The sequence below is a fragment of the Halostagnicola larsenii XH-48 genome (assembly GCF_000517625.1).
In the GTDB taxonomy this organism is placed as follows: domain Archaea; phylum Halobacteriota; class Halobacteria; order Halobacteriales; family Natrialbaceae; genus Halostagnicola; species Halostagnicola larsenii.
In genome coordinates this window covers 979459-991562 of the sequence record NZ_CP007055.1, presented here as the reverse complement: position 1 = coordinate 991562, position 12104 = coordinate 979459, and the positions used below count along the sequence as shown (strand labels likewise).

Sequence of the window (12104 nt, the reverse complement as noted above, 5' to 3'; positions counted from 1 at the left end):
CAAGGGAAACCACCACAACGGTCGTTCTCGTGTATGTTCTCGCATAATGACAGACGAGTCAGGCGGCGACGGCTCCGAGGACGGTCCGGCACCCGTATCCATCGGTGCCACCTCGGGCCATCGTCACGGAGAACGGCACGCTAAGCGGAGAGTGATGACTGACGGTGGTGGCGCGGACGATGGCCAAGGCGGTGATGACGCTGTCGGTGTTGAAGAGGATGGTGACACGGACGACGGAGAAGACGGTAGTGACACGGATGGTGAAGAAAACAGCGGTGACACGGACAGTAGTGACGAGGAAAGCGAACCGGAAGACCGCGAGGGTGAATCGGGTGACGACGGAGAAACCGAACCGGACGAGGAGGGTGAATCGGCCGACGAGGATGAATCGGAAGAGAGCGAAGAGGCCGAATCAACCGACGACGAGTCCGAAGACGACTACCACGTCGAAGACGCCGACGACGAGTCCGAAGACGACTACCACGTCGAAGACGCCGACGACGAGTCCGAAGACGACTACCACGTCGAAGACGCCGACGACGTGTACGAAGGCGACGATGCCAGCGGCGTCTTGCACCTCGATCTCGACGGCCTGTTTCTGGACCTACTCGGCCTCGAGGTGAACCTGAATCCGGTTACGCTCGACGTGTCTGCTCGGCCGGGATCGAACAACCTGCTCGGGAATCTGTTGTCGGCCGTAACGGGGCTTCTCGACGGCCCGAAGGCGATGCTGAGCGGACTTCTCGACAAAGCGAAATCGCTGCTCGGTAAACCGAAGGAACTGCTCAGTAAGGCACTCGAGAAACCAAAGCAGTATCTCGCCGGTTTGTACGGGGCGGCGATCGACCGGCTCAAAAGCCTCCTCGGGATGCCGAAGAAGCTACTCGGGAGCCTGTTCGGGAGTTCGGATACCGGCGACGAATCGGACGACGACGAAGACGGCGAAGAGGGAGATGAGACGGAGGCGGACGAGGAGGCGTCCGGCGGTCGGATCTCGGCCGCGGGCCAATGGTTGAAGGAGAAACTGCTCGGTCTCGTTCCCAGCCTTCCGATCGAGGAGTTGGTCGCCGCTATCGTCAGTGAAATCATCCGACAGTTGGCCGAACAGACCGAGCCACGGAACGGGCAGGACGACTCGAACGAACAGACGCAGTCCGAATCACCAGCGCAAGCGGAGGGCCAATCATGAGTGACCAATCTATGACCGATCGAATCGATTACGAGAAGATCACGGAAAACATCGACCTCCAAGAACTGCTCGAGGGGACCCAGTGGGAAGGGGAAATCGACGAAGACGAACCACTCGGCGAGGCCCTCGGGCGGCAGATCGGTGCGTTCGTCGGGCGAAAAATCGGCGAATCGGTCGGTCGAACGATCGGCGAACTCGTCGTCGAGGAACTGCTGAGTTCCGACGACGGCGACGAGGAAGGTGGTGACGACGAAAACGGCGAGGCGAGCGAAGACGAAGCGGACGAGCAAGTGGCAGACGAAGAGACGGAGGACGACGAAAGCGGCGAACCGAGCGAAGATGATGAGGACGAACAGGCAGAGAGTGACGAGACCGGCGAGGGCGAAGACGACGGATCGGACGATGACGAGGACGAAGGCGACGGATCGGACGGTGACGAAGGCGATGACGATGCGGACGAGGCCAGTGAACAGAACGACGAGAGCGACGACGAGGACGACGAGGAGGAGTAACCACATGGTACCGAACCGTCCACTCGATCCGTCTCGAGGTGAGATCGGATGAGCGACGGAACGGATCTGCGACAACTGGTCGCCGACGAAATCGGCGAGCAGGTGAGCGTCGCCGACGTGATCGGCGAGGGAACGCTCGAGGACAGTATCGACGGCGACGAGATCGGCGCGGCCGTCGGTCGCGAGTTCGGCGAGCGGATGGGGCGCGAACTCGGTGCAGCCGTCGGTCGCGAGATCCACGAAACGATCGAGGAGGCGAGCGAGGATGGAACGAACTGGTCGGAGCTGCGTTCCGATCTCGTGACGGCGATCCGTGACGCCGTTACCGATACCCTAGAGGAGTTCGAAGCCGGCGACTCGGTGACCTCGATGGCGAAGGGAATTACCGAAGGGAGCGGTCTCGATGGTATTCTCGAGGAGGAATCGGACGAGACAGGAGCGGATGACAGTGACGCCGAGACGGCGGATGAAGCCGACGAAGCGGACGGAACGGACGAAGCCGAGCGGTCGGCCAGTGACGGAGAAGAGTCCTCGAGCGACGAGCCATCGGCTGAGGAGGCGACCGAACCCGATGCGACCGACCTCGAGGGGCTCCGGACGGAGACCTTAGCGCAGTTCCTCGAGATCGTCTCCTACTCGGACCTCCAGTCGATCGCCAAAGACGTCGACGTGAAGGCGAATCTCAGCCGCGAGGAGATGACCGACCGGATAATCGAGACCGTCTCGGAATCGGACGACGGGGAGTTCACGACGGCATCGAACGAGGAGTAACGATGAACGAAACCGGGCATCGAACACGACTAGCACAACCGGTGCATGGTCGTCGAAGCGAGCAATACGAACGGTGAGAGAACCATGACAGACGAATCGAGCGGCCGCCTCTCGGAACTGCTCTCTGCGGCACGAGCGGAACTCGAGGGGGGCGATTTGAACGAGGGTGACGGAGCCGTGTCGCTCGCGAATCCCGACGAGCAAGCGGAATCCGACTCGAGTCCGCTTTTCGAACACGCCAGCGCGGCGCGCGAGTTCGTCGAGACGAACGATCCGCAAACGGTGCTGGAAGCGGCGGGACTCGACGAGCTACCCGACGGCAGCGAACCAGCCTCGATTCCCGAGGCGCTCGCGCGTGCTGAGGAGGCCCAACTTCGGGAGCTACGCGCGCTAATCGCGCTCGCACGTATCGGAGAGCTCACGGAGGACGCCGCTGACGAGGAGACCGAGAAGGCGAGCGCGCAACTCGAGGAAACGCTAACCGACCTTCGTGAATCCCTCGAAACGGACGAGGGCGGCGCGCAGACGGAGTCGGCCGACGAATCGGACGCCGAGTCGGGTGCCGACGCCGAATCGTCGACGCTCGAGTCGGCGATTCACTCCGTCACCGGAACGAGCGTCGAGGGGTTCGGAGAGGAATTGCAGTCGCTCCAGGATCGACTCGAGGGGCTTCGTGGAGACGAGCAGGCTGCGGAAGACGACCGCGAGAGCGAGGACGATCACGAGTCCGAACCGACGGACACAGACCAGGCGGACGAGGAGGAGGAGGGCATGCTCGGCGGCGGCCTTGATGGAGGGGCGCTGGACAGCGGGAGCCTGGGCGGCGATGGGGATGATTCCCCGCGGGATCGGTCGACGATGTACTCGACGATGCCGTCGTCGAACCGAGCGGACATGAACGCCGTCGCTCGACCGTCGACGATGCCGGATCGGAACTGAACAACGCGAACAAAAGGGGAGACGGCTGCTCCTCGAGCGCCGTCGCGAGGTGCTCGTCGTCCGCTATCGAGATTCCGTCACTGCGTCGAAATCTCCGTCCGTGAAAAACGATTCGCGTCTCGGTCCGCAACCGCGTTCGATACCGTTACTGCGCCTCGAGCCACGATTCGGCTTCGTCCCGGTCGCTAAAGATTCGCGATTTGTTATCGTTCGAGCCGAACTCCTCGACGAGGTCACCGACGGACATGTTCGCGACGACGCTTTCTGGCTGGAGGACCGCGATGTTCGAGAGCGTCGTATCGAACGCTCGCGGGTGCCACTCGTTTTGTGTCCACTCCTGATCTTCCTGCGTAACGGTCCCGAGGTCTCGCAGGTCTGCGAGCCAGTTGGTGGCTCCTTTGTCCTCGACTAACTCCAGGCCTTTATCGAGCCCGTTCCGGTAGGCGTCTCCCTTCGCGAACGCATGCCAGTTCATGACTACGGTTTCGATCGTCGGATCCCATTCGATCGTCAACTCGTCGGATTCGTAATATGCCATATCCAAATTGTTTCGTTGTCGCTCATATAAGCGTTCTTGCCAATTCAACGGGGTGTCACGTTCGGGCCGAGAGGGGCTGAATACTGTGGTCATGAGCGTCTGAAATTGAGTTTTCTATACATGCCATACGTTTGCATGCCACTCTCGTAATACACGGATAATTATATTTTTTGTGATGGTTGGATGGGATAGACAAGGCAATGGTTCGTGGTATCAGCCATCGATATTGGGGCGATCGGGCGGTAGCCAGAACGGATATCCGTCGACAGGACGTTGTTTCGAGCGATGGAATTAGTCGAAAACGACACTGCGATCATTACCGGAGCAGCATCCGGAATCGGCCGAACGACGGCGAAAACGTTCGCAAACCACGGCGCGTCAGTCGTCGTCGCCGACGTCGACGAAGACGGCGGCGCGGACACGGTCGCTGCCATCACGGAAAACGGCGGCGACGCGACGTTCGTCAGGACCGACGTCTCCGATCCGACATCGGTCCAGGAGACGATCGAAACCGCCGTCGACGAGTACGGCGGCCTCGACGTGCTGTTCAACAACGCGGCGATCGAAGGTCCGGTCGCCCGACTCGAGGAGTACGACGACGACGCCTTCGAGCAGGTGATCGACGTGAACCTCAAAGGCGTCTGGTACGGGATGAAATACGGCATCGAGGCGATGCTCGCGGACGACGGCGGGTCGATCATCAGCGCGTCCTCGATCGGCGGCGAGGTGGCAGTTCCCCAGTACAGCGGCTACGGCGCGGCGAAAGCCGCTGTGGGGCAACTGACGAAGTACGCGGCCATCGAGTACGCGGAGGACGGTATCCGTGCGAACGCGGTCGCCCCCGGCATCGTCCGGACTGAAATGATCGAACGGACCATCGACGAGCACCCCGAGATGGAAGAACAGTTCCAGAACACCGAACCGATGCCCGGACTCGCCGATCCCGAAGAAATCGCGAACGCCGTGTTGTTCCTCGGATCGAATCTCTCCTCTCGAGTCACCGGCGTCACGCTGCCCGTCGAAGGCGGCTATCTCGCACAATAAGTCGGTGTAGTCGGTTTTCACCGCGGTTCGGTCGCCGCTGCACTCGCGTTAGCGTTCGAAGGCCGTCATCGCTCGAGGCCCCTCACGGCGCACATATGATCGCGGGGATGAGACGGACAGAACCGTTCCAACGGATATTCTCACCGGGACATCTTTCGGACCGGGATCGCTAGTCGGTCTCGAGAGAATCCGATCGCAATTCCGATTCAAGTTCCAACGGCGGTGAAGAACTATTCTTGCCACGGATCTCTAAACGCGACAACGCCTGTTACGAGCGCGACTGCAGTACCGACGAAAAATCCACGAAGCGTCGTTCAAACGGCTGCTGCCATCGAGTGTTCATACGGAAGACTAGTCGTCATATTTTAAAAAATTCGGCGAATATATCATCAAAGTTGAACCCTCCGGGCAGAAACAATAATATACCGGTGCGAGCGTAGACGTGCTGAGGAATGGCAAATAGAGACGAGATTACGAGAGAATTAGCCGAATGCGTCGAATGCGGGTCGGCATACGCTGCCCGACAGTGGCCGACCGGGAATATTCAGCCGATCGGGACCGATAGCTGCAGTTGTGGGTCGACTAGCTTCGTTCTCGTTGACGAGTTAGACGACGAAACATCGCTCGGTGGCACTGCAGAGTGACAACCTCTACACGACTAAAGTCGCGAACTTTTTCCTGCATCTTGTGTAAGCGGCGACACTCGAGAGCGGATTAGGACTCGAGTAGCCGAATTTCGAAGGAACACTACCCTGTTCGAGGAGCGGCCTGAACAGTCGCGAACCTTGAAACACTGTGCCGATAAAGACGTCGTATGAAAACGGTACATAGATTCGCAATCGCGGGTAGTATTGCGATACTCGCGGCGCTTTTGAGCTACGCCCTCAAGCCCTCGGTCCCCGACCAACTCGTGACGAACTGGAACGCTGCCGGCGAGCCAACCGGGACGATGCCGAAGGCCCAGGCGATATGGCTCCCGCCTGTGCTCATGGGCGGTCTCATCGCGTTGTTCGCCGTCCTTCCGCGGATCGACCCGCGCCGGGAGAACATCGCCGGCTTTCGCCAGTACTACGACTGGTTCGTCGTCGTGGTGACCGCCTTCGTGTTTCTCGTGCACGCCGGCGTTCTCGCGTTCAACCTCGGTCTCGAGTTTCCCTTCATGCACTTGCTGGTCGTTGGGCTGGCGCTACTTTTCTACTACACCGGAATCGTTCTCACGAAGGCAAAGCAAAACTGGTTCGTCGGGATCAGAACGCCGTGGACGCTCAGTAACGACGAAGTGTGGGACCGAACGCACGAACTCGGCGGGAAGCTGTTCAAACTCAGCGCGGTTCTCGCGCTCGGTGGCCTCCTGTTCGGCGAGCTCGCCGTCTACTTCCTGCTCGTTCCAGTCCTTCTGACCGCGGTCGTGACAATAGCGTATTCGTATTACCTGTACGAGCAAATCGAGCGGGACGCTACGTCAGCGACTTCTTGAGAACGCTCGAAGCCCCGATCACACCAGAACGGGGCGCGATCACTTTCTCGGCTCGAGATTTCGGATAGCGTCGTCGAAAATCGATCCGTCTGGAGGCGCTGCAGGATTTGAACCACGTGAACACCTCGCTTTGCTCGGTGTTCTCTCTTTCAAATCCTTCGCGGTTCAGTATCTGTCGCTCACGGTGTTGTTCGCGACAGAAACATGGGCGCTGCAGGATTTGAACCCGCGACGGTTTGGTCCGAAGCCAAGCACTCTGTCCAGACTGAGCTAAGCGCCCGTACCAGTTCGTTCCCGATGGCTCCGTATAAGTTACTCGATTTGGGCCCGCCTCGAGCGCCCCCCGAGTTCGACCATCGGTAGTTCTCAGTCGATGAAAATATTCACACGGGTCATTAGACCGGCGTTCCAAGACGAAGATGAGTCATGATGACGAACGAATCCTCCATTCCGGACGCCGATGAGCCAGCGGGTGCCGTTCTCGAGCTACTGAGCAGCGACGACGAAACGTGGACCGCGGTTCCGGGGCGCTCGAGCGACGACGAGAATCAGGGTCAGTGGATCACCGTCGCTCCCGATTCGCTCTGCGAGCTCGAGGAGTGGCGATAGGAGACCGGCGGTCGGCGAACGGATCGGAGCGAGCCGGTATCGGTTTGTTTATCTCTCGGGGCTAACCACTCCGGCATATGACAGCGGCGGAGACGGCGCGTGGGTTGCTCGAGTTGACGCGTCCCGTGAACGTGATCGCTGCGAGCGTCCTCACGGGTATCGGCGCGTTCGTCGCAGGTGGGGTTGAGAATGCGCCGTTTTCGGTCGGTGCCGCCGTCTTGGCGACGGGACTCGCCGTCGGGGCCGGGAACGCGATCAACGATTACTTCGACAGGGAAATCGATCGGATCAATCAGCCCGAGCGAGCGATTCCGCGCGGTGCGGTGAGCCCGAACGGTGCGCTGGGATTCAGCGTCGTCCTCTTCGTCGCGGCGGTTGGGTTGTCGCTTACGCTACCGACGCTCGCCATCGCCATCGCCGGGATAAACTTGCTCGCCTTGATCGCGTACACCGAGGTGTTCAAGGGACTCCCGGGGATCGGCAACGCCCTCGTCGCCTATCTGGTCGGGAGCACGTTCCTCTTCGGAAGCGCGGCGGTTGGGGAAATCCAAACGGCGGGCGTGCTCTTTTTGCTCGCCGCCATCGCGACGCTGACGCGGGAGATCATCAAAGACGTGGAGGACGTCGATGGCGATCGAGCGGAAGGGCTCAACACGCTCCCGATCGCGATCGGCGAGCGCCGGGCGTTACTGGTCGCGCTCGGCTTGCTCGTGGTCGGCGTCCTCGCGAGCCCGCTCCCGTATCTGCTCGAGTACTTCGGTCTCGCATACCTCGTTGTCGTTATTCCGGCGGATCTGGTGATGCTGTACGCGGGGCTGCGGAGTTTCGACGATCCGACGAGCGGGCAGTCGCTGCTCAAATACGGCACGTTTCTCGCCGCGCTGGCGTTTATCGTGGGCCGCGTCGACGAGTTGCTGGGGATCCTCTGACGGAGACGGCTCGAGCAACCTGAACATCCCACAGACGTTTACAGGCACAGGTCCTACGAGACGGTATGCCAGTCGAGACCGACGAGGAACTCCGAACGATTCTCGAGAACGACTCGATCGCCGTGGTCGGCTGCTCGAGTTCGCCGGGCAAAGCGGCCCACGACGTGCCGGCGTACTTGCTCGAGCACGGATACGACATCCACCCGGTCAATCCGTTCGCGGAGGAGATATTCGACCGTCCCGTCGCGGATTCGCTGGACGAACTCGAGGAACCGATCGACGTCGTCTGCGTGTTCCGACCGAGCGACGAGGTTGACGGGATCGTCGACGACGTGCTCGAGCGCGAGGACGTCGACGTGGTCTGGACGCAGTTGGGGATCAGCGACGACGACGCCGCGGCCCGCGTCGAAGATTCCGGCCGTCAAGTCGTTCAAGACCGGTGTATGAAAGTCGAGCATCGCCGACTCGTCAACTGATCTCGAACGTCGATTCGTCCGCACACACAAACTCGAGGGCAGTCAGCGCAGTTGGATATTTCAGATTCTCCTGATTCGTCGTTCGTTCCGTTAGTCACCCCCGCTCTCAGCGTCGTCACTGTTATTCTCGTCGCCGCTACCGTTGTCGCCGTCATCCTCGTCGCCGTCGTCCCCTTCGATATCTTGCCCGTTTCCAGTGCCCTCTTCGGACTCGGTTTCGTCGTCGCCACAGCCGGCGACGAGCGCCATCGCTGCCGACCCGCCGATGATCCGAAGCACGGTCCGTCGCGTCGACATCCGTTCGGTACCCATAGCTCCGAGACATCGCGAGAACGAATAAGTGGCCAGCCGACACTTGCGCGGTGTCAGTCCGCCCGTTGATAAGGCTCCCATCTCCTGACTCGAGCCTATCGGTACCGTGTGGTCGCTCGAAAGTGGATTTCGCAGGAAACAGCCCGTTACTGTTCAGTGGCCGTCGCAGACCCCTCGCTCGGTTCGGAAGCGGTCGGTTCGGCTTCGTCGCCGGAATCGTCCGGTTGCTCGGCGCTGTCAATTGCGGCGTCGGCCAGTATCGCGTCGCCGTCGATTCCGTGTTCGTCAGCGATTGCAAGCAACAACTCCCGCTGTTCGGTGAGCTGGTGATCGAGACTGTCGACGGTGTCGTGGGTGTCGTCGACTTCCTCCTCGAGGTTGATGATTCGCTGCTGGAGTTGCTGGACTTGCTTGTACATCTGTTCGGCCTTGTCCGAGATTATCTGAATCTTCTTCGCCGTGCTTCCAAGTCCCATACCCACACTTTGGGGCGTCCACCTAGTATGTCTTTTCCTCCCTCGTCTCGCCGCGACGAAACACTTCGCTGGCGGGTGCCGGGGAGTACGCCCGCGCGAGTTCACGGGCAAGAACGATTATCGTTCGCGGTGGAGACGAGGGCTAGTCCGATGGACTCGCTACGACGCCGCGACGACCGCAAACTGCTGTCAGGTGGTCGATCGTGCTCAGTTTGAGACGGCGTCTCGGAATGTACGTCGGATCACTTCTCCTCTTCGTCGTCCTGTACACTGGCATCTACAGGTGGGGAATGGCCGCGTTCGAGGGCGAACCCCGGAGCTGGTACCGGGCGTTCGAAATCGTCGTCCAGTCGATGACGACCACCGGATACGGGCAGGACGCACCATGGGAATCGCTCCAGATGACGGCGATCGTGGTCCTGATACAGCTGACCGGTATCGCGTACATCTTCGTCGCCTTCCCCGTGTTCGTCGTCCCGTGGATCACAGAGATAGCCGAACCCACTCCGCCGGAGCGAATCGCCGACATGCGAGACCACGTCATTATCGTGGGTTTCACCGAACTGTCGCGGACGCTGGTCGAAGAACTCAACTCGAGTCGAACGCCATACGTGATCGTCGAACCGTCTTCGAATCGCGCGCTGGCGCTCGACGAACGGGGGTACGTGGTACTCTACGGCGATCCGTCATCGGAGGAAACCCTCGATGCCGCACAGATCGACACGGCGAGTACGATCCTCGTCGACGCCTCGGAACACCAGTACATCCGCGTCGTTCTCTCGAGTAACGAACGCGACGTGGATGCGACGATTCTCGCGCTGGTCACCGATCCGACTCGAGCGCAGTACCTTCGATACGCGGGCGCTGACGAGGTTCTCTCCCCGAAACACCGGCTGGGAAAATCACTCGGCGACAAAGTTCGAAACGTGATCGACCTGTCCGAAGACATCGCCGCGGGCGAGGAGAGGACCGCCTACCCCGAGGGCGAACTCGAGGTCGTCGAACTGCCCATCGATCCCGACGGCCAGCTTCACGGCGAGACGCTCGACGCCGCCCGTCGCCTCGAGCGCCACGGTGTGACGGTGCTCGGCGTGTGGGTTCGGGGGGATTTTCTCACGTCGCTCCCGCCGACGGTTCACGCCGACGAGAACACGACGCTGCTCGTCGTCGGAAACGAAGACGATCTCGAAACCGTCGAAGAAATCGTCGGTTCGGACAGGTATCGCTACGAAACCGGTCGAGGCCCGGTCGTAATTGTCGGTGCGGGTATCGTCGGAAAAACCGCGATGGGAACGCTCGAGCGGGCTGGTATCGAGACGACGCTCGTCGACCGCGAGGAGGGGCGGTTCGTCGACGTCGTCGGAGACGCCACCACCGTCGACACGCTGACCGAGGCCAATCTTCGCGATGCGAATACGATGCTGATCGCGCTCGATGACGACGACGACGCGATACTGACGACGCTCGTCGCACGGTCGCTCGTCGACGAACTGGAAATCGTCGTCGCGAGCGATCGGGAAGCCAGCGTGAGCCGTCTCCGAACGGCCGGTGCCAACGACGTGCTCAGCCTCCCGAACGTCGCCGCTCGAATGATTTCGCTCAGAGTGTTCGACCGCGAGACGATGGTTCTCGGTGAGCGAGTATCTATCGCCCGCGTCGAAACGGCGGACCTCGCAACCGAGGAATTCGAGCACGACGAGCGCGAAACGATCCGCGATCGAACCGGTTGTTCGGTTGTGGGACTCGAGTACGACGGCCACCTCACTACGGATGTTCAGGCTCGATCACTCACGGGGAGTGACGCACTCGTTATCGCTGGCTCGCAAACGGACGTCGAGACGTTTCTCGAGCGATACACGTCGGCGTAGCTTGAGGGCTCGAAAAGCGGAGCTAGAAACTGGGTGTCCAGCCGGGAACGGGATTGCTCGTTCGATGCGTACTTCGGGGTGTCGACCGGCGGCGCACCCGAATCTGGAGAACGGGCTCATCGGAGTCCGGGGAACGAAAGGTCCTTAAGCTAACGGCAGCTAGATGGAAGTGGACTAGGTCGGGCAGTTAGGCCCTGCTCGTTACCCGCACTATGGTCTTTAGCGGGGGCCGATCCTCGAGGGCGTCCGGTCAGACCGACCGGGGCCCCGGGAGCCAACAGAGAAGCCTCGTCCGTCGGGGACAGCGGGCCGCGATGGCCGTCCGCAGGGACGTCCCATTGCGGCTAATCGGCGACAGCCCATCAGGCGCGGAAGCGAGCAGTGGACCGCCGGACACCTGTCGCTCGACGGGTCGCGGGGTGGAGGAGGCAACTGGGATTCCCCCGGTCGGAACGCCGGGCAATCTCGGGTGTCCACATTCATACTCCATTCGTTCTACACACGCTCGAGCGACTGCGTTGACTCGTGATCCGATCGGTTCGATACCCTGACGAGACGAGATTCTGACCACGTTGGGTGACCTGGTGCAACGGCTCCGCTCGAGCCGAAGACCCGAACGGTACAGGTGCGATAGCAGACGCGCGAGTATGACACCCCCACTAGATGGTCAGTTGGCCCCAAAGGCGGGGCAGGGTACCGATTTCTCTCGTCGATCAATGGCACAGATCCGCGACAGCGGCCGCGTGAAACGCCGGTTGAACGGCAGTCTGGATCCGAACCGACGGACGGCGTCGCGTAAGACAACGGTGGGAGACACGATTCACACGACGGTGATACCTGCCAAATTAATTTCGTCGTACAACGCAGAGTAATTTGTCTGACAGGGATTTATACTACCGCCCGGTATAGACTGTGATCCCTATCAGTGTCCAAGACGTTCAACTGAGGGGAACTGATCACATGA

The 12104-nt window shown here is 60.7% G+C and carries 13 protein-coding genes, 1 tRNA gene and 1 other RNA gene; 11 read left to right on the top strand and 4 right to left on the bottom strand.

The genetic code is table 11. From position 1 onward, the window contains the following. The first annotated feature begins 46 nt into the window (after positions 1-46). The 4 genes from HALLA_RS04970 (at position 47) to HALLA_RS04955 (ending at position 3411) form a co-directional block, all read left to right on the top strand. A complete protein-coding gene (locus tag HALLA_RS04970) occupies positions 47-1189 on the top strand; it encodes a hypothetical protein (protein WP_084568935.1) in 1143 nt (380 codons plus the stop codon). Beyond that, positions 1186-1701, top strand: coding sequence for a hypothetical protein (locus tag HALLA_RS04965; RefSeq protein ID WP_049952343.1), 516 nt, complete (start codon positions 1186-1188; stop codon positions 1699-1701). Before HALLA_RS04970 ends, HALLA_RS04965 begins: the two co-directional genes overlap by 4 nt. A gap of 48 nt (positions 1702-1749) precedes the next feature. Further along, a complete protein-coding gene (locus tag HALLA_RS04960) occupies positions 1750-2472 on the top strand; it encodes a hypothetical protein (protein ID WP_049952342.1) in 723 nt (240 codons plus the stop codon). Positions 2473-2556: 84 nt separating this feature from the next. Further along, positions 2557-3411: a hypothetical protein gene (locus HALLA_RS04955; RefSeq protein ID WP_157231329.1), complete on the top strand. Its 855-nt coding sequence runs from the start codon at positions 2557-2559 to the stop codon at positions 3409-3411. Between the two features lie 145 nt (positions 3412-3556). Here the strand turns inward: HALLA_RS04955 and HALLA_RS04950 are convergent, their stop codons facing one another. Beyond that, positions 3557-3949: a hypothetical protein gene (locus HALLA_RS04950; protein WP_049952340.1), complete on the bottom strand. Its 393-nt coding sequence runs from the start codon at positions 3947-3949 to the stop codon at positions 3557-3559. A 285-nt stretch (positions 3950-4234) separates the two neighbouring features. On the opposite strand from HALLA_RS04950, the gene HALLA_RS04945 reads away from it, so the two are divergent. Both HALLA_RS04945 and HALLA_RS04940 read left to right on the top strand, forming a co-directional pair. Further along, entirely contained in the window at positions 4235-4993 is a 759-nt protein-coding gene (locus HALLA_RS04945; RefSeq protein ID WP_049952339.1) for an SDR family NAD(P)-dependent oxidoreductase, read from the top strand. An 814-nt stretch (positions 4994-5807) separates the two neighbouring features. Next, entirely contained in the window at positions 5808-6470 is a 663-nt protein-coding gene (locus HALLA_RS04940) for an SdpI family protein (RefSeq protein ID WP_049952338.1), read from the top strand. 205 nt (positions 6471-6675) lie between these two features. On the opposite strand, the gene HALLA_RS04935 is transcribed toward HALLA_RS04940, so the two are convergent. After that, positions 6676-6750: transfer RNA gene (locus HALLA_RS04935), tRNA-Arg, on the bottom strand. Between the two features lie 149 nt (positions 6751-6899). On the opposite strand from HALLA_RS04935, the gene HALLA_RS04930 reads away from it, so the two are divergent. From HALLA_RS04930 to HALLA_RS04920, 3 genes are all read left to right on the top strand, one after another. Further along, positions 6900-7079, top strand: a complete 180-nt coding sequence (locus tag HALLA_RS04930; protein ID WP_242406190.1) for a hypothetical protein — start codon at positions 6900-6902, stop codon at positions 7077-7079. A gap of 77 nt (positions 7080-7156) precedes the next feature. Further along, complete coding sequence (locus HALLA_RS04925) at positions 7157-8008, top strand: geranylgeranylglycerol-phosphate geranylgeranyltransferase (protein ID WP_049952336.1); 852 nt, start codon at positions 7157-7159, stop codon at positions 8006-8008. Positions 8009-8073: 65 nt separating this feature from the next. Continuing rightward, entirely contained in the window at positions 8074-8484 is a 411-nt protein-coding gene (locus tag HALLA_RS04920; RefSeq protein WP_049952335.1) for a CoA-binding protein, read from the top strand. Between the two features lie 90 nt (positions 8485-8574). Here the strand turns inward: HALLA_RS04920 and HALLA_RS04915 are convergent, their stop codons facing one another. After that, positions 8575-8796, bottom strand: coding sequence for a hypothetical protein (locus HALLA_RS04915; protein WP_174887890.1), 222 nt, complete (start codon positions 8794-8796; stop codon positions 8575-8577). Positions 8797-8942: 146 nt separating this feature from the next. Then, positions 8943-9272, bottom strand: a complete 330-nt coding sequence (locus HALLA_RS04910; protein WP_049952334.1) for a DUF5798 family protein — start codon at positions 9270-9272, stop codon at positions 8943-8945. Positions 9273-9502: 230 nt separating this feature from the next. Between HALLA_RS04910 and HALLA_RS04905 the strand changes: the two genes are divergently transcribed. Beyond that, positions 9503-11140 carry an NAD-binding protein gene (locus HALLA_RS04905; protein ID WP_242406189.1) on the top strand — a complete coding sequence of 546 codons (1638 nt, stop codon included), beginning with the start codon at positions 9503-9505 and terminating at the stop codon, positions 11138-11140. 167 nt (positions 11141-11307) lie between these two features. Continuing rightward, positions 11308-11619, top strand: an RNA gene (gene ffs, locus HALLA_RS19910) — signal recognition particle sRNA. Positions 11620-12104: the final 485 nt, after the last annotated feature.

Bases quoted from the DNA above. Each gene is read 5' to 3' on its own strand.
- HALLA_RS04905 (WP_242406189.1), top strand. From the start codon at position 9,503: ATGTACGTCGGATCACTTCTCCTCTTCGTCGTCCTGTACACTGGCATC.
- HALLA_RS04915 (WP_174887890.1), bottom strand. From the start codon at position 8,796: ATGGGTACCGAACGGATGTCGACGCGACGGACCGTGCTTCGGATCATC.
- HALLA_RS04960 (WP_049952342.1), top strand. From the start codon at position 1,750: ATGAGCGACGGAACGGATCTGCGACAACTGGTCGCCGACGAAATCGGC.
- HALLA_RS04970 (WP_084568935.1), top strand. From the start codon at position 47: ATGACAGACGAGTCAGGCGGCGACGGCTCCGAGGACGGTCCGGCACCC.
- HALLA_RS04930 (WP_242406190.1), top strand. From the start codon at position 6,900: ATGACGAACGAATCCTCCATTCCGGACGCCGATGAGCCAGCGGGTGCC.
- HALLA_RS04920 (WP_049952335.1), top strand. From the start codon at position 8,074: ATGCCAGTCGAGACCGACGAGGAACTCCGAACGATTCTCGAGAACGAC.
- HALLA_RS04910 (WP_049952334.1), bottom strand. From the start codon at position 9,272: ATGGGACTTGGAAGCACGGCGAAGAAGATTCAGATAATCTCGGACAAG.
- HALLA_RS04945 (WP_049952339.1), top strand. From the start codon at position 4,235: ATGGAATTAGTCGAAAACGACACTGCGATCATTACCGGAGCAGCATCC.
- HALLA_RS04965 (WP_049952343.1), top strand. From the start codon at position 1,186: ATGAGTGACCAATCTATGACCGATCGAATCGATTACGAGAAGATCACG.
- HALLA_RS04950 (WP_049952340.1), bottom strand. From the start codon at position 3,949: ATGGCATATTACGAATCCGACGAGTTGACGATCGAATGGGATCCGACG.
- HALLA_RS04955 (WP_157231329.1), top strand. From the start codon at position 2,557: ATGACAGACGAATCGAGCGGCCGCCTCTCGGAACTGCTCTCTGCGGCA.
- HALLA_RS04940 (WP_049952338.1), top strand. From the start codon at position 5,808: ATGAAAACGGTACATAGATTCGCAATCGCGGGTAGTATTGCGATACTC.
- HALLA_RS04925 (WP_049952336.1), top strand. From the start codon at position 7,157: ATGACAGCGGCGGAGACGGCGCGTGGGTTGCTCGAGTTGACGCGTCCC.